Consider the following 20446-nt stretch of genomic DNA (forward strand, 5'->3'; position numbering starts at 1 on the left):
ACGTGGGCTGATGCGTCCGGGCGGTAGCCTGGGCGCGTGGCACGAGTCGTCATCTTGGACTACGGATCAGGCAACCTCCGCTCCGCCGAACGCGCGCTCGAGCGCGCCGGGGCCGACGTCGAGGTGACCGCCGACCATCGTGCCGCGACCGAGGCCGACGGCCTGGTCGTGCCCGGCGTCGGGGCCTTCGCCGCGTGCATGGAGGGCCTGCTCCACGTCGGCGGCGACAAGATCATCGATCACCGGCTGGCTGGCGACCGCCCGGTCCTCGGGATCTGCGTGGGCATGCAGGTGCTCTTCGACGAGGGCGTCGAGCACGGCATGCAGGCCAACGGCTGCGGCCAGTGGCCGGGCACCGTCGAGCGGCTGCACGCCGACGTCCTCCCGCACATGGGCTGGAACGACGTGCAGCCGCCGGAGGGCAGCACCCTGTTCGCCGGTATCGAGCCGGGCACCCGGTTCTACTTCGTGCACTCCTACGGCGTCCGCAAGTGGCAGCTGCCCGCGTCGGAGACGATCGCGCCGCCGCTGGTGACCTGGGCCGAACACGGCGAACCGTTCGTCGCCGCGGTGGAGAACGGGCCGCTGACGGCGACCCAGTTCCACCCGGAGAAGTCCGGGGAGGCGGGCGCACGGCTGCTGCGGAACTGGCTGGGCAGCCTGTGACCCGCCGGGGCGGCCTGCTGGGGCCGACGGCGGTGCGGGTGATCGCGCTGGTGCTCGCGCTCGGGATGATCGCCGGGATCGGCGCGCCCTACCTGCTGCAGGCCGGGGTGCCGCTGTGGGCGGTCCTGATGCTCGTGCTGATCGTCCTCGCGGTGCCCGTCGTCGCCGTCGTCCGCTCCGAGCGCAGCCGCCGGTGAAGGGGCCGAAGCGCTGGCAGTAGGGTTGGGGCGTGACTTTCACGCTGCTTCCCGCTGTTGATGTTGCCGACGGTCAGGCGGTCCGCCTCGTGCAGGGCGCCGCCGGTACCGAGACCTCCTACGGTGACCCGTTGGAGGCCGCGCTGACCTGGCAGCGCGCGGGAGCCGAGTGGATCCACCTGGTCGACCTGGACGCCGCGTTCGGCCGCGGCTCGAACCGGGCGCTGCTGGCCGAGGTGACCGGCAAGCTCGACGTGCAGGTGGAGCTCTCCGGCGGCATCCGCGACGACGCCTCGCTGGAGGCGGCGCTGGCCACCGGCTGCGCGCGGGTCAACCTGGGCACCGCCGCGCTGGAGAACCCGGCGTGGGCGGACCGGGTGGTCGCCGAGTACGGCGAGCGGGTCGCGGTCGGCCTGGACGTGCGGATCACCGAGCAGGGCCACCGGCTGGCCGCGCGCGGCTGGACCAAGGACGGCGGCGACCTGTGGGAGGTGCTGGCCCGGTTGGACGCCGCCGGCTGCCGCCGCTACGTGGTCACCGACGTCAGCAAGGACGGCACCCTGCAGGGGCCGAACATCGCGCTGCTGCGCGAGGTCTGCGCCCGCACCGAGGCGCCGGTGATCGCCTCCGGCGGCGTGTCCAGTGTGGACGACCTGGTGGAGCTGTCGAAGCTCGCGCCGGTCGGCCTGGAGGGCTCGATCGTCGGAAAGGCCCTCTACGCCCAGAACTTCACCCTCGAAGAGGCCCTCGCCGCGGTGCGCTGACGCCCTCGCAAGTGCGGGTGCGCGCAGAGTAGAACGCCCCATCCACCGCGCCGCGCGGCCGTGTCTCTACCCTGGGGACATGGCCGTTGCGGTGCGTGTGATCCCCTGCCTGGACGTCGATCAGGGGCGGGTCGTCAAGGGTGTCAACTTCACCAACCTCCGGGATGCCGGCGACCCCGTGGAGCTCGCCCGTGCCTACGACGCGGAGGGCGCCGACGAGCTGACCTTCCTCGACGTCACGGCGTCCTCGTCGGACCGCGAGACCACCTTCGACGTGGTGCGGCGCACGGCCGAGCAGGTCTTCATCCCGCTGACCGTCGGCGGCGGCGTGCGCAGCACCGACGACATCAACCGGCTCCTGCGCGCCGGGGCGGACAAGGTCAGCCTGAACACCGCCGCCATCGCCCGGCCCGAGCTGCTCAGCGAGGCGTCGCAGCGCTTCGGCGCGCAGTGCGTGGTGCTGTCCGTGGACGCCCGGCGCGTGCCGGAAGGCGGTCAGCCGACGGCGTCCGGCTTCGAGGTCACCACGCACGGCGGCCGGCGCGGCACCGGCATCTGCGCCGTTGAGTGGGCCGCGAAGGGCCAGCAGCTCGGCGTCGGCGAGATCCTGCTGAACTCGATGGACGCCGACGGCACCAAGGCCGGTTTCGACCTGGAGATGATCCGCGCGGTCCGCGACGTCGTCGACGTGCCGCTGATCGCCAGCGGCGGCGCCGGCGCGGTCGAGCACTTCGCGCCCGCGGTGCGCGCCGGCGCCGACGCGGTGCTGGCCGCCAGCGTGTTCCACTTCGGACAGTTGAAGATCGGCGAGGTCAAGGACGCCATGCGGGCGGAAGGGATCACTGTTCGATGAGCGGTCTGGACCCGGCGATCGCGGCCCGGCTCAAGCGCAACGCGGAGGGGCTCGTCGCGGCGATCGCGCAGCAGCGCGGCACCGGCGAGGTGCTGATGATGGCGTGGATGGACGACGAGGCGCTGCACCGCACCCTCACCACCCGCCGCGGCACCTACTACTCCCGCAGCCGCGGGCAGTACTGGGTCAAGGGCGAAACCTCCGGCCACACCCAGCAGGTGCACGAGGTCCGCCTGGACTGCGACGGCGACACGATCCTGCTGGTGGTCGACCAGGAAGGCGCGGCCTGCCACACCGGCGACCACACCTGCTTCGACGCCGACGTCCTGCTCGGCTGACCGCGGTTCCACCGGCCGGGGCACCCGGTGGTCAGGGGCCGGTGGCTCCGGAGATGTCGCCGGTCAGGTAGCGCTGGAGGTTCGGCGCGATCGCGGCCACCACGGTGTCGTGGTCGGCCGACGCCAGCGGCTCAAGGTGGATCACGTAGCGGGCCATCCCCAGCCCGACGATCTGCGACCCGCACAGCGCCGTGCGCAGCTCAGCCCGGTCCATGCCCAGCGTCTTGACCAGCCGTTTGAACAGCACGTTCTGGATGAACTCCCGCAGCATCCCCACCGCGTTCTCGTTCGCCGCGACGCTGCGGACCAGGGCCGCGAACTGGCCGCCCTCCGCGTTGTCCCACACCGTCAGGAACCGCCGCAGCAACCGCTCGGCGAGCTGCTCCCGATCGCCCACCAGCAGCTGCGGCACCACCTCGGCCGGGTTGATCGGGATGTGCACCGCCGCGGTGAACAGCCCCTCCTTGCCGCCGAACCAGTGGTTGACCATCGCCGGATCGACCCCGGCCCGGCCCGCGATGGCGCGCACCGTGGCCGCGTCGTAGCCCTGCTCGGTGAACACCTCGCGCGCCGCGGCCAGCAACGCGGCCTTGGTGTCGGCCCCGCTGCGCCGCCGCCCGCGGCGCTTCGGCTCTGTTCCGCTCTGGTCGATGCCACTGCTCACCCACCCATCCTCGCCGCCCCGGCAGCGGGAGGGCAAAGCGGTGCGGAGGTCCCGCGCAGCCGGGATCGGGTGGACGGCACAATGACGACATGGTCGGCGACGGTGATATCGGCACTATCAGCCCAGGACGCGAGGAGTTCCGCAGCCTGGCGGCGGACCGCCGGGTGATCCCGGTGGTGCGGCGGTTGCTCGCGGACGACGAGACCCCGCTCGGGGTGTACCGCAAGCTCGCCGGGGACCGCCCCGGAACGTTCCTCTTCGAGTCCGCCGAGAACGGTCGCTCCTGGTCGCGATGGTCCTTCGTGGGCGCCCGCAGCGCGGCCGCGCTGACCGTTCGCGACGGCCAAGCGCACTGGACGGGCAAGCCGCCGGTGGGTCTGCCGGACAGCGGCGACCCGCTGCAGGCGCTGCGCGAGACCGTCCGGTTGCTGCAGACCGACCCGCTCCCCGGGCTGCCGCCGCTGACCGGCGGCATGGTCGGCTACCTCGGCTACGACGCGGTCCGCAGGCTGGAGCGGCTGCCGAACCTGACCGAGGACGACCTGCAGATCCCCGAGATGGTGATGCTGCTGGCCACCGACCTCGCCGCGCTGGATCACCACGAGGGCACCATCACGCTCATCGCCAACGCGGTGAACTGGGACGACAGCCCGGAGCGCGTCGACGCGGCCTACGACGACGCGGTGCGCCGCCTGGACGAGATGACCGAGGCGCTGTGCACCCCGGCCGCGCCCACGGTCGCCGCGTTCTCCCGGCCCGCCCCGCAGTTCGTCCGGCGCCGCCAGCCCGACGAGCACTACGCGGCGGTCGAGAAGGCCAAGGAGGCGATCCGGGCCGGCGAGGCGTTCCAGGTCGTGGTGTCGCAGCGGTTCGAGATCGAGACCAGCGCTGACGCCCTGGACATCTACCGGGTCCTGCGCACCACCAACCCGAGCCCGTACATGTACCTGCTGCGGCTGGACGCGCCGGACGGCGGCACGCCGTTCGACATCGTCGGCTCCAGCCCCGAATCGCTGGTCACGGTGCGCGACGGGCAGGCGACCACGCACCCGATCGCCGGGACCCGCTGGCGGGGCGCCGACGAGGACGAGGACGCGCTGCTGGAGAAGGAGCTCATCAACGACGACAAGGAGCGCGCCGAGCACCTGATGCTCGTCGACCTCGGCCGCAACGACCTGGGGCGGGTCTGCAAGCCGGGTTCGGTGCACGTCGTCGACTTCTTCCGCATCGAGCGCTACAGCCACGTCATGCACATCGTGTCCACGGTGACCGGTCAGCTGGCCGAAGGCCGGACGGCGTTCGACGCGATCGCCGCCTGCTTCCCCGCGGGCACGCTCTCCGGCGCGCCGAAGCCGCGAGCGCTGGAGCTGATCGAGGAGCTGGAGCCGACCCGGCGAGCCCAGTACGGCGGCGTGGTGGGCTACCTGGACTTCGCCGGCGACGCGGACACGGCGATCGCGATCCGCACCGCGCTGGTGCGTGACGGCACCGCGTACGTGCAGGCCGGCGGCGGCATCGTGGCCGACTCCGACCCGGTCGCCGAGGACCAGGAATGCCTGAACAAGGCGCGCGCGGTGCTCAACGCGGTGGCGACGGCCGAGACGCTGTCGCGGCCGGCGACCGAACGGGCGACGGGAGAGCGGGTTGACCACCGAGCCGGGATCTGAGCCGAGCCCCCGGCCCGCGCGGTCGAAGGGTCTGCTGTGGTCGGTGGTGCTGCTGGTGCTGGTCGCCGCCGGCGTGCTCTGGGGCGCGAGCGCGCTCGTCTGGGTGGAGCAGCGGTTCCGCACGCCCTTCGGCACCGAGGTCTCCGCCGGGATCACCGGCGGGGACATCCGCCCGGAGCTGGTGCCGATGGCGCTGGCGGGCCTGGCCGCCGTCGCCGCGGTGCTGGCCACCGGCGGGTGGCTGCGGCGCGTGGTCGGCGCCCTCATCGCGGTCGCGGGTGCCGTGCTGGGCTGGCGGGTGTTCCAGCAGTTCAGCTTCGGCTGGTTCGCGACCGGGACGGCCGGTGACGTGCCGCCGGGCAGCACGCCGATCGGCGAGATGGCCAGCCGGCCGTTCGGGCTGCTGCTGATGGCTGCGGGCGCCCTGCTGCTGTTCGTCGCCGGTGCTCTGGTGGCGTTCCGGGCCGGTCGGATGCCCGCGATGGGCGCGAAATATTCGGCTCCGGGTGCCGCGAAGCAGAAATCCCACGATCCGGACCGGCAGATGTGGAACGACTTGGACGCCGGCCGCGATCCAACGGATGAGCAGGATCGCTGAAAATCTTTCAAATTCACCGAAGGGTGGAAAACCCAGTTCGGCGCGGCCCCGAGCCGGTGACCGGACGCGTCGCCAGGGCCGAAGGTCCTTGTTGCGCAGGGACGTTGGGCTACCCCTTGGTGGGACCGGTGGCCGGTGAGGTTTAGCATCGGCCATGCGACGGCACGGCGGGAAGGGGAGTGTCGTGATCGAGCGCAATGAGTTCATCTGCGCATCTGGTTACTTGCGGACCGACCTGAAGGCGAGTGTGCGGGACACGGCCGGCGAGGTGTTCGCGTGACCGTTCTGGAATCAATCATCGAAGGCGTTCGCGAAGATCTGGCAGTTCGCGAATCCGCGATTCCCTTCGACGAGATCAAACAACTATCCGCCGCGGCGGCACCCCCGCGCGACGTGCTCGCCGCGCTGCGGGCGCCGGGCGTGGGCGTGATCGCGGAGGTCAAGCGGCGCAGCCCGTCCAAGGGCGAGCTGGCCGAGATCGGCGAGCCGGCCGATCTCGCCGCCGACTACGCCTCCGCCGGGGCGCGGGTCATCAGCGTGCTCACCGAGCAGCGCCGCTTCGGCGGCTCGCTGGCCGACTTCGACGCGGTCCGCGCCAGGGTCAACACGCCCCTGCTGCGCAAGGACTTCATCATCAGCCCGTACCAGGTGCACGAAGCCCGGGCGCACGGCGCGGACATGGTGCTGCTCATCGTCGCGGCCCTGGAGCAGAACGCGCTCGAAGCGCTCCTGGACCGGGTCGAATCGCTGGGCATGACCGCTCTCATCGAGGTTCACACCGCCGAAGAGGCCGACCGCGCGTTGGAGGCCGGTGCGAAAGTAATTGGCATCAACGCGCGCAACCTGCATACGCTCGAGGTGGACCGCGACGTGTTCGGGCGGATCGCGCCGGGGTTGCCGCAGGAGGTCCTCAAGATCGCCGAGTCGGGGGTCCGCGGTCCGAGTGACCTGATGGCCTACGCGGGATCCGGTGCGGACGCCGTGCTGGTCGGTGAGGGCCTGGTGACCAGCGACAATCCCAAGACCGCAGTCACCCAGCTGGTGACCGCCGGGTCGCACCCCGCGTGCCCGCGGCCGAGCCGGTAGCCGGACCGGTTCCGCGAGTTCGAGGGTTCGGCGCAAGGCACAGGAGGTAAGGCAATGACCGTAGGCGCAGAGACCGCGCGCGCCCACCGACCGGGCAAGCCCGTGCCGGAGGGACATGACCCGGACGAGCGCGGGCACTTCGGGGTCTACGGCGGCCGGTTCATGCCGGAGGCGCTGATCGCCGCCCAGGACGAGCTCGCCGCCGAGTACGCCAAGGCGCAGAGCGACCCGCAGTACCTCGCCGAGCTCGACGACCTGCTGCGCAACTACGCCGGGCGGCCGTCGCTGCTGACCGAGGCGAAGCGGTTCGCCGAGCACGCCGGCGGCGCCCGGATCCTGCTCAAGCGGGAGGACCTCAACCACACCGGATCCCACAAGATCAACAACGTGCTGGGGCAGGCGCTGCTGGTCAAGCGGATGGGCAAGCGCCGGGTCATCGCCGAGACCGGGGCCGGGCAGCACGGCGTCGCCACCGCGACCGCCTGCGCGTTGCTGGGCCTCGAGTGCGTGATCTACATGGGCAAGGTGGACACCGAGCGGCAGGCGCTCAACGTCGCCCGGATGCGGCTGCTCGGCGCCGAGGTCATCCCGGTCAGCAGCGGCTCGGCGACCCTCAAGGACGCCATCAACGAGGCGCTGCGCGACTGGGTCGCCAACGTCGACCACACCCACTACCTGCTGGGCACCGCGGCCGGGTCGCACCCGTTCCCGATGATGGTGCGCAACTTCCACAAGGTCATCGGCGACGAGGCGCGTCGGCAGGTGCTCGAGATGACGGGCCGGCTGCCCGACGTCGTCGCGGCCTGCGTCGGCGGTGGCTCCAACGCCATCGGCATCTTCCACGGCTTCATCGACGACCCGGACGTGCGGCTGGTCGGCCTCGAACCGGGCGGGCACGGCATCGCCTCCGGCGAGCACGGTGCCACCCTCTGCGAGGGCACGCCCGGCACGCTGCACGGGGCCCGCTCGTACCTGCTGCAGGACGACGACGGCCAGGTCATCGAGGCCTACTCGATCTCCGCCGGGCTCGACTACCCGGGCGTGGGGCCCGAGCACTCGTACCTGAAGGACATCGGGCGCGCCGAGTACCGCTCGGTCACCGACGACGAGGCCATGCACGCCTTCCGGCTGCTGTCCCGCACCGAGGGCATCATTCCGGCCATCGAGTCGGCGCACGCGCTGGCCGGCGCGATCAAGCTCGGCCAGGAGCTCGGCCCGGAGGCGATCATCCTGGTGAACCTCTCCGGCCGGGGTGACAAGGACATGGACACCGCGGCGAAGTACTTCGGGCTCGTCGACGAGAACACTGACGAGAACACGGAGGCGTCATGAGCGACACTTGCACGCTCTCCGCTCATGTAAGCCGACCGGGTGCGGGTGTCCCGCAAAACACTGAGGAGTCGCGGTGAACCTGCGCGAGGTCTTCCAGAACTGCCGGGAAGAGCAGCGGGCCGCCCTGATCGGCTACCTGCCCGCCGGGTTCCCGACCGTCGAGGAGTCCAAGGAGCTGTTCAGCGCGATGCTGACCGGCACCGACGGCTCGACCGGCTGCGACATCGTCGAGGTCGGCATCCCGTTCTCCGACCCGGTGATGGACGGCCCCACCATCCAGGCCGCCAGCGACAAGGCGCTGCGCGCCGGGTTCCGGCTGCGCGACGTCTTCGACGTGGTGTCCTCGATCGCCGACGCCGGTGGCCACGCCGTGGTGATGACCTACTGGAACCCGGTGCACCACTACGGCCCGGACGCGTTCGCCCGCGACCTCAAGGCGGCCGGCGGGCTCGGCGTGATCACCCCGGACCTGATCCCGGACGAGGGCGAGGACTGGATCGCCGCGACCGACGCGCACGGCCTGGACCGGATCTTCCTGGTCGCCCCGTCGTCGACGGAGGAGCGGCTGGCGCTGACCGCCAAGGCCACCAGCGGCTTCGTCTACGCCACCTCGGTGATGGGCGTGACCGGGGCGCGCGAGAGCGTCGGCTCGGCCGCGGCCGGGCTCGTGCAGCGCACCCGCGCGCACACCGACCTGCCGATCGGCGTCGGCCTGGGCGTGCGCAACGGCGAGCAGGCCGCCGAGGTGGCCGGCTTCGCCGACGGCGTCATCGTCGGCTCCGCCTTCGTCACCCGCGCCGAGCAGGACGGCCCCGCCGGCGTCCGCGAGCTCACCGCGGAACTCGCCCGGGGCGTCCGGTCCCGCTGATCTGCTGCGAACGGCCCGTTCGCTCCTCCTAACGAGGCGAACGGGCCGTTCGTTCCGCCAGGGACCGGGTGGTGCTCACCATTCGTGGAGCGACCGATACGGTTAGCGGCGTGAGTGCCCCGGTTGCCGCCTTGGCGAGTCCGTTCCTGGCCACCATCCCCAGCCCGCCGCAAGGGGTTTGGTTCATCGGCCCGATCCCGCTGCGCGCCTACGCGCTGTGCATCATCGCCGGCATCATCGCGGCGGTCTGGATCGGCAGCCGCCGCTGGGTGGCGCGCGGCGGACGCGAGGGCACGGTCATCGACATCGCGGTGTTCGCGGTGCCGTTCGGGCTGGTCGGCGGTCGGCTCTACCACGTCGCCACCGACTGGTACAAGTACTTCGGACCGGACCGCAACCCGCTGGACGCCCTCAAGGTGTGGGAAGGCGGCCTGGGCATCTGGGGCGCAGTGGCGCTCGGCGCGGTTGGCGCCTGGATCGGCTGCCGCCGCCGGGGCGTGCCGCTGGCCGCGTTCGCCGACGCGGTCGCGCCCGGCATCATCCTCGCGCAGGCCATCGGCCGCCTCGGCAACTGGTTCAACCAGGAGCTCTACGGTGCGCCGACGGACCTGCCCTGGGGCCTGGAGATCTACCGGCGCATCGACCCGGCGACCGGGCTCGCCGACCCCATCACGGGCGTCGCGATGGACAGCGTGCCGGACAAGATCGTGCACCCGACGTTCCTGTATGAGCTGCTGTGGAATCTCGGTGTCTTCCTCCTGATCATCTGGGCGGACCGCAAGTTCCGGATGGGCCACGGCCGGGTGTTCGCGCTCTACGTCGCCGGCTACACGGCCGGGCGGGTGTGGATCGAGATGATGCGCACCGACGACGCCACGCACGTCCTCGGCATCCGCATCAACGTCTTCACCTCCCTGATCGTCTTCGCCGGCGCGGTCCTGTACCTGCTGTACGTGCGCGGCAAGCGCGAGGACCCCGAGCTGCTGCGCGGCAAGCCGATGCCCGGCGACGACGACACGGCCGCGACGCCGGAGCGGCCCGCCGAGGAGCCGAAGGCGACGACCGCCGACGCGGACCCGGACGGGGGCAAGGACGAGCCGAAGGGCTCGGACGACTCCGGAGACGAACGTGCGGAGGCGCGCAGCGCCGACGGCAACGGCAAGGACGCGAAGGACTGACCTTCGGCGCGCCCGGTGCGCCTACCGGGCGCCGAAGGCCACCGCGCCGCTCGGCGAGTCCTTGGAGCCGGTGGGGTCGTGCTGCGATGCCACCAGCTCCAGCCGGACGCCGACGGCCTGCCCGAGCCGGTCGAGCAGGTCGATGGTCGGTAGGCTGCCGCCGCTCTCCCAGCGCGCGACCGAGGACTGCGTAGTGCCCATCCGCTTCGCGAGCTCGGTCTGGGTCAGCCCCGCGTCCGTGCGCAGCCCGTACACCAGCCGCGCCAGCTCGAACGCCAGCGAGGCTTCCGCGTACGACTTGTCGTACTCTTCCTGGTCGGTGATCGGGTTCTCACGCCGGATCTGATCGAGCTTCTTCCAGGTCATCTCATGGCCTCCGGTCGTGCCGCATGGCTGTGCGGGCGCGAGCGACCTCGCGCCGTTCGTTCGATCGTTGCTTCCGGAACGTGGTCAGGGTGATCGCGAGGCGTGCTGGGTCGAGAACGTAGGTCACCCGGCGCTCGACTCCTTCGCAATGAAATCTGAGTTCGCGCAGACCACCGCCGAGATGCTTGCTGTGCGGCATGCCCAGGAGCGGTCCGAATTCCGAGAGCAGGTCGAACATCCGGTCCGCGATGGCGCGGTCCCGATTCTTGAGGCTGCAGTACCAGCGCTCGACTTCGTGCGACACAACGATGTTCCATTGTCCGCCTCCGGGTTCGCGGGACATGCTCCGAACATAGCGCGCACGCGATAACGCGTCGATGCTATATCCCGAACATGATCAGTTCGAGTGACGTGGGCGGCGGGCGAGGGAGCGGCCGGTCAGCCCCGGACGGGGGCGATGACCGGGGCGCCGTCGGGAGTGTGCAGGACCGTGACGCGGGCCGTGTAGCGCTTCGCCAGCACCTCCGGGGTCAGGACCTCCACCGGGCTTCCTTCGGCCGCGACGCGGCCTTCGTCGAGGAGGAGCAGGCGTTCGGCGTACTGGGCGGCGAGGGTCAGGTCGTGCAGCGTCATGACCACCGTGGTGCCCAGTTCCCGGCGCAGTTCGTCGACCAGGTCGAGCAGGGCCTGGGCATGCCCGACGTCCAGGCCGGTGGTCGGTTCGTCGAGCAGCAGCACGCCCGCTCGCTGGGCGAGGGCGCGGGCCAGCACGGCGCGTTGGCGTTCGCCCCCGGACAGCGTCGAAAGGGCCCGGTCCGCGAGTCGCGTCAGGTCCAGCCGCTCCAGCAGGGCGCGGACCACGTCCAGGTCGGTGGGGCCCTCCCGGCCCAGCACGCCGAGGTGCGGGGTGCGGCCGAGCAGCACGTAGTCGGTGACCGTGAGGCCGATCGGCAGCTGCGGGATCTGCGGCGCGTAGCCGATCGCCCGGGCCCGTTCGCGGCGGCGCAGCGACGCCAGCGGCCGGCCGTCGACCAGCACCCGGCCGTCGTGCCGCACCAGGCCCGCGACGGCCTTCAGCAGCGTCGACTTGCCCGACCCGTTCGGTCCGATGACGCCCAGCCAGCCACCGGTGTCCACAGTGGTCGAAACATCGGAAATCACCGTGCTGCGCCGATATCCGGCCGACAGGCCGTGCACTTCGAGTGTGCTCATGCGCGCCTCCGGTGCAGCAGGACCGCGAAGAACGGCGCGCCGGTGAACGCGGTGATCACGCCGATCGGGATCTCGGCGGGCGCCAGCAGGGTGCGGGCGAGCATGTCGGCGAGAACCAGGAAGACCCCGCCGAACAGCAGCGAGAGCGGCACGATGATCCGGAAGCTGCCGCCGATCGCCAGCCGCACCAGGTGCGGCACCACGAGGCCGACGAAACCGATCAGCCCGGCCACCGACACCGCCGCGGCGGTGGCCAGCGAGGCCGCGATGAGCACCAGCAGCCGCACCCGCCCCGGGTGCACACCGAGCGCCGCGGCCTCCTCGTCGCCGGTGCCCAGCAGGTCCAGCAGGCGGGCGCAGGTGCAGAGCACGACCGCGGCGATCGCCAGGTACGGCAGCACGATCAGCACTTCCCGCCAGCCGGTGGTGGTCAGCCGCCCCAGGATCCACATGTAGACCTGCTGCAACGACTCCACGCGGAGCTGCTGCACGAACGTCTGACCGGCCGTGAGGAACGCGCCGACCGCGACGCCGGCCAGCACCAGCGTCGCCGTGTCCCGGCCCGCCGAGCGGCCGACCAGCCAGGTCAGGCCCACCCCGCCGAGCGCGCCGACGAACGCCGCGAGCTGCACCGGGACCGACGGCCCGCCCGCCGGGGCCGCGGTGATCACCAGCGTGGCGGCCAGGCCGGCGCCCGCCGCCGCGCCCAGCAGGTACGGGTCGGCCAGCGGGTTGCGGAACACGCCCTGGAACGCGGCGCCGGACACCGCCAGCGCCGCCCCGACCAGCACGCCGAGCACGACCCGGGGCACCCGCAGCTGCCACAGGATCGCCGCCTCCCGCTCGGACAGCGGCGAGACGCCGCCGGTCAGCTGCGCGCCGATCTCGGCGAGCACCCGCTGCCAGCCGAGCTCGGCGGCCCCGAGCAGTACCGACAGCAGGATGCTCGCCAGCAGCACCGCCACCCCGACGAGCAGGTGGTGCGGGCGGAGCTTGGTCTGCTTCAGGGCCCCGCCGAGCGCCTTCGTCACCCGTTCTGGGCCTTGGCGACGCCGCCGCCGATCGCCCGCACCAGCTCGACCACCCGCGGGCCCCACCGGCTCGCGATGTCGTCGTCGAGTTCGACGACGCGGCCGTGCTGCACGGCGTCCAGGGTGTTCCAGCCCGGCCGGGCCGCGACCGCCGCCGCGTTGACCTGGCAGCACTTGACGTCGGACAGGAAGATCAGGTTCGGGTTGGCCTGCACGATGTGCTCCTCGGACAGCTGCGGGAAGTTCCCGCCCGCCGGGTCCGCGATGTTGTGCAGGCCGAACAGGTTGTAGACGTTGCCGACGAAGCTCTGCGAGGTCGCGGTGTAGTAGTCCGGGCTGACCTCGTGGAAGTAGTTCAGCGGCTGCGCCGGGCGCGGGGTGGTGCGGACGATCTCGTCGATCTCCGAGCGCATCCGGTCGACCAACTCGGCGGCCTGCTTGGTGTGCCCGGTGGCCTGCCCGAGCACCTCGATCTGCTTGTAGGCGTCGTCCAGCGTGGCCGGCGACGGCGTGAGCAGCGTCGGCACGTTGACCACCTTCAGGCCGTCCGCCAGCTTCGCGGCGCTGTCCGGCGCGATGACCAGGTCCGGGGTGTGCGCGCCGACGGCGGCGGCGTCCACGGTGAAGCCGGAGAGGTCGGTGCGCGGCGCCTCCGCCGGGAAGTTGGAGTACTGGTCCACCGCGATGACCTGGTCGCCGGCGCCGATCGCGTACAGCGTCTCGGTGGCGGTGGGGGACAGCGAGATGATCCGCTTCGGCTGCTGCGCGACCGTCACGGGCGGCTGACCGGGCAGCTCGACCTTGACCGGGAACGCCGAGGCCGGGTCGTCGGCCGGCGCGGGGGCCTCGGAATGGGGGCGGGTGGCGCACGCGGTGACCCCGACTAGCAGGGCGAGCATCGCGAGCAGCAGGGCGGCGAGTCGGCGGAACCCGGTCATGTCTTCCCAACGGTTCGGCCGGTGCGTGGCGGGCGCGGCTCCGGGAAGCCGGGCTTCCGGGGCGAGCCGCACCCCTGCACCGGGGGTGGCGGACATCGACGCCACGCGCAAGGCGACCTGGCTCGTGCCCGCCCGGGGCGGGCCATCGCAGTTGCGGCACAGCACCGGATTCGCACCGGTTTCGCTTGGCGCTGGCGTCCCGCGAGCACCCGCGTCGCGGGCGCTCTGAGCTGGAAAGATATCAGGAGAAGATCGGCCGTCCGCGCCGTGCGGGAGTGTCCTGCGGCACGGGGCTACCCGGGGCGCGACCCAGCGGTTAAATTTGACGACGGACCGTGTTCGGAGGCGTTCGGTCGCGAGCGCGGTAACTCAACCGAGTGCGTTACTACAAGATGGTCAGCATCACGCCCAGAGTGCTGCTTCCGGGTATCGTGGCTGTTAAAGTTCCCTAAACGCTCCGGTCACGAGCGGGCTTTCGAAAGCCCGAAAACTTCTGTCGTGCCGCCGGGAGCTATCTGCGGGCCAGCGTCGTCCCGTGCCCAGAAGTCATGAAGTCAGGTCAGGAATTGACCGGGGGCTTCCAGCACGAGAAATGACGAGGGAGGTCTGCGCAGTGGTCTTCTCCGCCGTCCCAGCAGCCCAGGGGTTGTACGACCCGGCTGCGGAACAGGATTCCTGCGGTGTCGCCATGGTCGCCGACATCCGCGGCCGCCGTTCCCACGGCATCGTCGCCGATGCGCTGACCGCGCTCGCCAACCTGGAGCACCGCGGTGCCGCCGGCGCCGAGCCGACCAGCGGTGACGGTGCGGGCATCCTCCTCCAGCTGCCGGACGAACTGCTGCGCGCCGAGGCCGGCGTCGAGCTGCCGGAGCCGGACGAGGCGGGGCGGCACCGCTACGCGGCAGGCATGGCATTCCTGCCCACCGATCCCGAGCAGCGCGCGCGGGTGGTGGAGCTGGTGGCGCGGGTAGCCGCCGAGGAGAACATGCGCGTCCTGGGCTGGCGCGACGTGCCGATCACCCCGGAGCGGGCCGGCGTGGGCAGCACCGCCCAGAAGTGCATGCCGCACTTCGCGATCCTGCTGGTCGCCGGGCACCACGGCGAGGCGGGCGTCGAGCTGGACCGGCTGGCGTTCTGCCTGCGCAAGCGCGCCGAGCGGGTGGCCGAGCAGGACGGGCTGGAGCTGTACTTCCCGTCGCTGTCCAGCCGCACCCTGGTCTACAAGGGCATGCTGACCACCGAGCAGCTGCCCGCCTTCTTCCCGGACCTCGGCGACGAGCGGCTGGTCAGCGCGATCGCGCTGGTGCACAGCCGGTTCTCCACGAACACCTTCCCGTCGTGGCCGCTGGCGCACCCCTTCCGCTACGTCGCGCACAACGGCGAGATCAACACGATCCGCGGCAACCGCAACCGGATGCGGGCCCGCGAGGCGCTGCTGGAATCCGACCTGATCCCTGGCGACCTCTCCCGGCTGTACCCGATCTGCGCCGGCGACGGCTCGGACTCCGCCTCCTTCGACGAGGTGCTGGAGCTGCTGCACCTGGGCGGCCGCAGCCTTCCGCACGCGGTGCTGATGATGGTGCCGGAGGCGTGGGAGAACCACGCCGAGATGGACCCGAAGCGCAAGGCGTTCTACCAGTTCCACGCCAGCCTGATGGAGCCGTGGGACGGCCCGGCGTGCGTCACCTTCACCGACGGCACGCTGGTCGGCGCGGTGCTGGATCGCAACGGCCTGCGCCCGGCCCGCTGGTGGCAGACCGCCGACGACAGGGTGGTGCTCGCCAGCGAGACCGGCGTGCTCAGCCTCAAGCCCGAAGAGGTGGTCGCCAAGGGCCGCCTGCAGCCGGGCCGGATGTTCCTGATCGACACCGCGCAGGGCCGCATCGTCGACGACGAGGAGATCAAGGCCGACCTCGCCGGGGAGCACGCCTACGAAGAGTGGCTGCACTCCGGGCTGCTCAACGTCGACGAGCTGCCGAACCGCGAGCACGTGGTGCACACCCACGAGTCGGTGGTGCGCCGCCAGTTGTCCTTCGGCTACACCGAGGAGGAGCTCAGTCTGCTGCTCGCGCCGATGGCCACCGGATCCGGCGAGCCGCTGGGTTCGATGGGCTCCGACACCCCGCCGGCGCCGCTGTCGCAGCGCTCCCGGATGCTCTACGACTACTTCGTGCAGCAGTTCGCGCAGGTCACGAACCCGCCGCTGGACGCGATCCGGGAGGAGATCGTCACCTCGGTGGCCCGCGTGATGGGGCCGGAGCAGAACCTGCTGTCCCCGTCGGCCGCGTCCTGCCGGCACATCGTGCTGCCCAGCCCGGTGATCGACAACGACGAGCTGGCCAAGCTCATCCACGTCAACGACGACGGCGACCTGCCCGGCTTCGCCTCCGCCGTGCTCTCCGGTCTGTACGAAGTGGACGGTGGCGGCGAGGCGCTTGCCGAGGCCATCGAGCGGATCCGCGAGGAGGCGTCCGAGGCGATCGCCGCCGGGGCGCGCGTGCTGGTGCTCTCCGACCGCGACTCCGACCACCGGATGGCGCCGATCCCGTCGCTGCTGCTGGTCTCGGCGGTCCACCAGCACCTGGTGCGGACCAAGGAGCGGCTGCGCGTCGCGCTGGTGGTGGAGAGCGGCGACGCCCGCGAGGTGCACCACGTCGCCACGCTGCTCGGCTACGGCGCCGCGGCCGTCAACCCGTACCTGGCGTTCGAGACCATCGAGGACATGATCGCCACCGGTCAGATCACCGGCACGCGGGCGAAGGTGGCGATCCGCAACTACGTTCAGGCGCTGGTCAAGGGCGTGCTGAAGGTGATGTCGAAGATGGGCATCTCCACCGTCGGCGCCTACACCGCGGCGCAGGTCTTCGAGGCGGTCGGCCTGTCCGGGCAGGTCGTCGGCGAGTACTTCGAGGGCACCACCTCGAAGCTCGGCGGCGTCGGGCTGGACGTGCTGGCCGAGGAGGTCGCGCAGCGGCACCGCCGCGCCTACCCGGACAACCCGACCGAGCGGGTGCACCGCAAGCTGGAGGTCGGCGGCGACTACTCCTACCGCCGCGAGGGCGAGCTGCACCTGTTCACGCCGGAGACGGTGTTCCTGCTGCAGCACTCCACCAAGACCGGCGAGTACGACGTGTTCCGCAAGTACACGGCGGAATGCGACCGGCTTTCGGCCGAGGGCGGCACGCTGCGCGGGCTGTTCGAGCTGAACAGCGGCCGGGCGCCGATCGACATCGACGAGGTCGAGCCGATCTCGGAGATCATGAAGCGGTTCTCCACCGGCGCCATGAGCTACGGCGCGATCTCCGCGGAGGCGCACGAGACGCTGGCGATCGCGATGAACCGGATCGGCGGCAAGTCCAACTCCGGTGAGGGCGGCGAGGACGTCGACCGGCTCTACGACCCGGAGCGCCGTTCCGCGGTCAAGCAGGTCGCCAGCGGCCGGTTCGGCGTCACCAGCGAATACCTGGTCAACGCCACGGACATCCAGATCAAGATGGCGCAGGGCGCGAAGCCCGGTGAGGGCGGGCAGCTGCCCGGCCACAAGGTGTACCCGTGGATCGCCAAGACCCGGCACTCCACGCCCGGCGTCGGGCTGATCTCGCCGCCGCCGCACCACGACATCTACTCGATCGAGGACCTGGCCCAGCTGATCCACGATCTGAAGAACGCCAACGAGCACGCCCGGGTCCACGTCAAGCTGGTCTCCGAGATCGGCGTCGGCACGGTCGCCGCGGGTGTGTCCAAGGCGCACGCCGACGTGGTGCTGATCTCCGGCCACGACGGCGGCACCGGCGCCGCGCCGCTGACCTCGCTGAAGCACGCCGGCACGCCGTGGGAGGTCGGGCTGGCCGAGACGCAGCAGACGCTGCTGCTCAACGGCCTGCGGGACCGGATCACGGTGCAGGTCGACGGCGGCTTCAAGACCGGCCGCGACGTGATCGTCGCCGCGCTGCTGGGCGCCGAGGAGTACGGCTTCGCCACCGCGCCGCTGGTGGTCGAGGGCTGCGTGATGATGCGCGTGTGCCACCTCGACACCTGCCCGGTCGGGGTCGCCACCCAGAACCCGGTGCTGCGCAAGCGCTACACCGGCCAGGTCGACCACGTGGTGAACTTCTTCGAGTTCATCGCCCAGGAGGTCCGCGAGTACCTGGCGGCGCTCGGGTTCCGCACCCTGGACGAGGCCATCGGCCAGGTCTCGGCGCTGGGCAAGGACGAGGCGATGGCGCACTGGAAGGCGCGCGGCCTGGACCTGACCCCGGTGTTCGCCGAGCCCGAGACGCCGTACTCGCCGGTGCGGCGCCGGGTCCGCGAACAGGACCACGGCCTGGACCACGCGCTGGACCGCACGCTCATCCAGCTCGCCGAGGCGGCGCTGGAGGACGCGCGCCCGGTGCGGCTGGAGCTGCCGGTGCGCAACGTCAACCGCACGGTCGGCACGCTGCTGGGCGCCGAGGTCAGCCGCCGCTACGGCGGCGACGGCCTGCCGGCGGACACCATCCACGTGGAGCTGGAGGGGTCGGCCGGGCAGTCGCTGGGCGCGTTCCTGCCGCCGGGCATCACGCTGGACATGGTCGGCGACGCCAACGACTACGTCGGCAAGGGCCTCTCCGGCGGGCGGATCGTCGTGCGCCCGCACCCGGATTCGGCGTTCGCCGCCGAGGACCAGGTGATCGCGGGCAACGTGATCGGCTACGGCGCGACCAGCGGCGAGATCTTCTTGCGCGGCAAGGTCGGCGAGCGCTTCTGCGTGCGCAACTCCGGTGCGATCGCGGTCGCGGAGGGCGCCGGTGACCACGCCTTCGAGTACATGACCGGCGGTCGCGCGGTGGTGCTCGGCGGCACCGGCCGCAACGTCGGCGCCGGGATGTCCGGCGGCATCGCCTACGTGCTCGACCTGGACCCGGTCCGGGTGAACACCGCGATGGTGGACCTGCAGCGGCCCAGCGCCAAGGAACTGAAGTGGCTGCACGAGATCGTGCAGCGGCACCACGAACTGACGGGTTCGGCGGTGGCGGCCTCGCTGCTCGGCGACTGGCCGCGGCGTTCGGCGGCGTTCACCAAGGTGATGCCGCGCGACTACCAGCGTGTCCTGGATGCCATGCGGATGGCCAAGATCGAGGGCCGGGACGTGGACGAGGCGATCATGGAGGCTTCCCGTGGCTGACCCGAGGGGATTTCTGAAGCACGCGCGGGCCGACGCCCCCAAGCGCCCCGTCGACGAGCGGCTGGGCGACTGGCAGGAGGTCTACGCCGCCCTGTCCACTGAGGACCGGAAGGCGGAGACCGCCACGCAGGCCGCGCGGTGCATGGACTGCGGCATCCCGTTCTGCCACTCGGGTTCGGCCGGTTGCCCGCTGGGCAACCTGATCCCGGAGTGGAACAACATGGTGCGCCGCGGCCAGTGGCAGGACGCCGCCGAGCGGCTGCACGCCACCAACAACTTCCCGGAGTTCACCGGCAAGCTGTGCCCCGCGCCGTGCGAGGCGGGCTGCGTGCTGGCGATCTCGCCGGAGGCCGGCGGCGCGGTGGCCATCAAGCGGGTCGAGGAGACCATCGCCGAGGTCAGCTGGGCCAACGACTACGTCTCCGCCCAGGTGACGGAGGCGCACACCGGCAAGCGGGTGGCCGTGGTCGGCTCCGGGCCGGGCGGGCTGGCGGCCGCGCAGCAGCTGACCCGCGCGGGGCACGAGGTGACCGTGTACGAGCGCGACGATCGCATCGGCGGCCTGCTGCGCTACGGGATCCCCGAGTTCAAGATGGAGAAGTCCGTCCTGGACCGGCGGCTGGCGCAGATGCGCGCCGAGGGCACCCGGTTCATCACCGGCTGCGAGGTCGGCGTCGACCTGACCATCGAGGAACTGCGCGCCGGTTATGACGCCGTCGTGCTCGCGGTGGGCGCCCTGCGCGGCCGCGACGACACCACGATCCCGGGGCGGGACCTCAAGGGCGTGCACCTGGCCATGGAGCACCTGGTGCCGGCGAACAAGGAGTGCGAGGGCGACGGCCCGACGCCGATCTCGGCGCAGGGCAAGCACGTCATCATCCTCGGCGGCGGCGACACCGGCGCGGACTGCTACGGCACCGCGACCCGGCAGGGCGCGCTTTCGGTGACGCAGCTGGACAACTACCCGCAGCCGCCGACGACCCGCGACGACGACCGGTCGCCGTGGCCGACCTGGCCGTACATCCTGCGCACCTACCCGGCGCACGAGGAGGCCGGCGAGCGGAAGTTCGCGGTGGCGATCGAGGAGTTCGTCGGCGACGGCGAGGGCAACGTGCGGGCGGTGCGGCTGCGCGAGGTGAAGGTGCAGCGCGACGAGAACGGCCGCAGGCAGGTCGTGCCGGTGTCCGACGAGGTCCAGGAGATCCCCTGCGACCTGGCGCTGCTGGCCATCGGCTTCGACGGCGTCGAGCACATGCCGCTGCTGGACGGCCTGGGCATCTCGCTGACCAAGCGCGGCACCATCGGCTGCGGCTCGAACTGGGAGACCACCGCGCCGGGCGTGTTCGTCTGCGGCGACGCGCACCGCGGCGCATCCCTGGTGGTGTGGGCGATCGCGGAGGGCCGCTCGGTGGCCAACGCGGTCGACGCCCACCTCACGGGAGCCTCCCAGCTGCCGTCGCCGGTGCACCCCACGGCCCTGCCGCTGGCAGTCGGCTGATCCTTCGGCCCTGACGCAAGAAGAAA

General features: G+C 71.6%; 19 protein-coding genes. 13 read left to right on the forward strand and 6 right to left on the reverse strand.

Annotated elements, in window-relative coordinates:
• The first annotated feature begins 36 nt into the window (after positions 1 to 36).
• The 5 genes from hisH to hisI all read left to right on the forward strand — a co-directional run bounded on the left by hisH (position 37) and on the right by hisI (position 2818).
• Entirely contained in the window at positions 37 to 666 is a 630-nt protein-coding gene (hisH, locus tag E1288_RS15505) for an imidazole glycerol phosphate synthase subunit HisH (RefSeq protein ID WP_093261474.1), read from the forward strand.
• Positions 663 to 863: a hypothetical protein gene (locus E1288_RS15510; RefSeq protein WP_132485594.1), complete on the forward strand. Its 201-nt coding sequence runs from the start codon at positions 663 to 665 to the stop codon at positions 861 to 863. Before hisH ends, E1288_RS15510 begins: the two co-directional genes overlap by 4 nt.
• A 32-nt stretch (positions 864 to 895) precedes the next feature.
• A complete protein-coding gene (priA, locus tag E1288_RS15515) occupies positions 896 to 1627 on the forward strand; it encodes a bifunctional 1-(5-phosphoribosyl)-5-((5-phosphoribosylamino)methylideneamino)imidazole-4-carboxamide isomerase/phosphoribosylanthranilate isomerase PriA (RefSeq protein ID WP_132485596.1) in 732 nt (243 codons plus the stop codon).
• A gap of 79 nt (positions 1628 to 1706) precedes the next feature.
• Positions 1707 to 2480, forward strand: coding sequence for an imidazole glycerol phosphate synthase subunit HisF (gene hisF, locus E1288_RS15520; RefSeq protein WP_132485598.1), 774 nt, complete (start codon positions 1707 to 1709; stop codon positions 2478 to 2480).
• Positions 2477 to 2818, forward strand: a complete 342-nt coding sequence (hisI, locus tag E1288_RS15525) for a phosphoribosyl-AMP cyclohydrolase (RefSeq protein WP_132485600.1) — start codon at positions 2477 to 2479, stop codon at positions 2816 to 2818. The genes hisF and hisI overlap by 4 nt, the downstream gene beginning before the upstream one ends.
• Before the next feature lie 31 nt (positions 2819 to 2849).
• Here the strand turns inward: hisI and E1288_RS15530 are convergent, their stop codons facing one another.
• Positions 2850 to 3482 (reverse strand): TetR/AcrR family transcriptional regulator, encoded by a 633-nt coding sequence (locus E1288_RS15530; protein ID WP_132485602.1) that lies wholly within the window; start codon positions 3480 to 3482, stop codon positions 2850 to 2852.
• A gap of 89 nt (positions 3483 to 3571) precedes the next feature.
• Here E1288_RS15530 and E1288_RS15535 point away from each other — a divergent pair, with 89 nt between their 5' ends.
• The 6 genes from E1288_RS15535 (at position 3572) to lgt (ending at position 10211) form a co-directional block, all read left to right on the forward strand.
• The gene (locus E1288_RS15535) at positions 3572 to 5149 is read left to right on the forward strand and encodes an anthranilate synthase component I (RefSeq protein WP_132485604.1); all 1578 of its coding nucleotides are present in this window, start codon (positions 3572 to 3574) and stop codon (positions 5147 to 5149) included.
• Complete coding sequence (locus tag E1288_RS15540) at positions 5127 to 5747, forward strand: Trp biosynthesis-associated membrane protein (protein ID WP_132485606.1); 621 nt, start codon at positions 5127 to 5129, stop codon at positions 5745 to 5747. Before E1288_RS15535 ends, E1288_RS15540 begins: the two co-directional genes overlap by 23 nt.
• Before the next feature lie 276 nt (positions 5748 to 6023).
• Complete coding sequence (trpC, locus tag E1288_RS15545) at positions 6024 to 6833, forward strand: indole-3-glycerol phosphate synthase TrpC (RefSeq protein ID WP_132485608.1); 810 nt, start codon at positions 6024 to 6026, stop codon at positions 6831 to 6833.
• Between the two features lie 54 nt (positions 6834 to 6887).
• Positions 6888 to 8165: a tryptophan synthase subunit beta gene (trpB, locus tag E1288_RS15550; RefSeq protein ID WP_132485610.1), complete on the forward strand. Its 1278-nt coding sequence runs from the start codon at positions 6888 to 6890 to the stop codon at positions 8163 to 8165.
• Between the two features lie 73 nt (positions 8166 to 8238).
• Complete coding sequence (gene trpA / locus E1288_RS15555; protein ID WP_132485612.1) at positions 8239 to 9033, forward strand: tryptophan synthase subunit alpha; 795 nt, start codon at positions 8239 to 8241, stop codon at positions 9031 to 9033.
• Positions 9034 to 9143: 110 nt separating this feature from the next.
• On the forward strand, positions 9144 to 10211 hold the full coding sequence (gene lgt / locus E1288_RS15560) for a prolipoprotein diacylglyceryl transferase (protein ID WP_132485614.1): 1068 nt from the start codon (positions 9144 to 9146) through the stop codon (positions 10209 to 10211).
• 21 nt (positions 10212 to 10232) lie between these two features.
• On the opposite strand, the gene E1288_RS15565 is transcribed toward lgt, so the two are convergent.
• The 5 genes from E1288_RS15565 to E1288_RS15585 form a co-directional block, all read right to left on the reverse strand.
• A complete protein-coding gene (locus tag E1288_RS15565) occupies positions 10233 to 10577 on the reverse strand; it encodes a helix-turn-helix domain-containing protein (protein WP_132485616.1) in 345 nt (114 codons plus the stop codon).
• Position 10578: 1 nt separating this feature from the next.
• Complete coding sequence (locus E1288_RS15570) at positions 10579 to 10920, reverse strand: type II toxin-antitoxin system RelE/ParE family toxin (protein WP_132485618.1); 342 nt, start codon at positions 10918 to 10920, stop codon at positions 10579 to 10581.
• Positions 10921 to 11015: 95 nt separating this feature from the next.
• On the reverse strand, positions 11016 to 11789 hold the full coding sequence (locus tag E1288_RS15575) for an ABC transporter ATP-binding protein (protein ID WP_132485620.1): 774 nt from the start codon (positions 11787 to 11789) through the stop codon (positions 11016 to 11018).
• Positions 11786 to 12820 carry a FecCD family ABC transporter permease gene (locus tag E1288_RS15580; RefSeq protein WP_132485622.1) on the reverse strand — a complete coding sequence of 345 codons (1035 nt, stop codon included), beginning with the start codon at positions 12818 to 12820 and terminating at the stop codon, positions 11786 to 11788. Before E1288_RS15580 ends, E1288_RS15575 begins: the two co-directional genes overlap by 4 nt.
• A complete protein-coding gene (locus E1288_RS15585) occupies positions 12817 to 13854 on the reverse strand; it encodes an ABC transporter substrate-binding protein (RefSeq protein WP_328592462.1) in 1038 nt (345 codons plus the stop codon). Before E1288_RS15585 ends, E1288_RS15580 begins: the two co-directional genes overlap by 4 nt.
• A gap of 517 nt (positions 13855 to 14371) precedes the next feature.
• On the opposite strand from E1288_RS15585, the gene gltB reads away from it, so the two are divergent.
• Positions 14372 to 18922 (forward strand): glutamate synthase large subunit, encoded by a 4551-nt coding sequence (gltB, locus tag E1288_RS15590; RefSeq protein WP_132485667.1) that lies wholly within the window; start codon positions 14372 to 14374, stop codon positions 18920 to 18922.
• Positions 18915 to 20420: a glutamate synthase subunit beta gene (locus E1288_RS15595; RefSeq protein ID WP_132485624.1), complete on the forward strand. Its 1506-nt coding sequence runs from the start codon at positions 18915 to 18917 to the stop codon at positions 20418 to 20420. The genes gltB and E1288_RS15595 overlap by 8 nt, the downstream gene beginning before the upstream one ends.
• Positions 20421 to 20446 lie beyond the last annotated feature (26 nt).

This window comes from Saccharopolyspora elongata (assembly GCF_004348985.1).
GTDB classification, from domain to species: Bacteria; Actinomycetota; Actinomycetes; order Mycobacteriales; family Pseudonocardiaceae; genus Saccharopolyspora; species Saccharopolyspora elongata.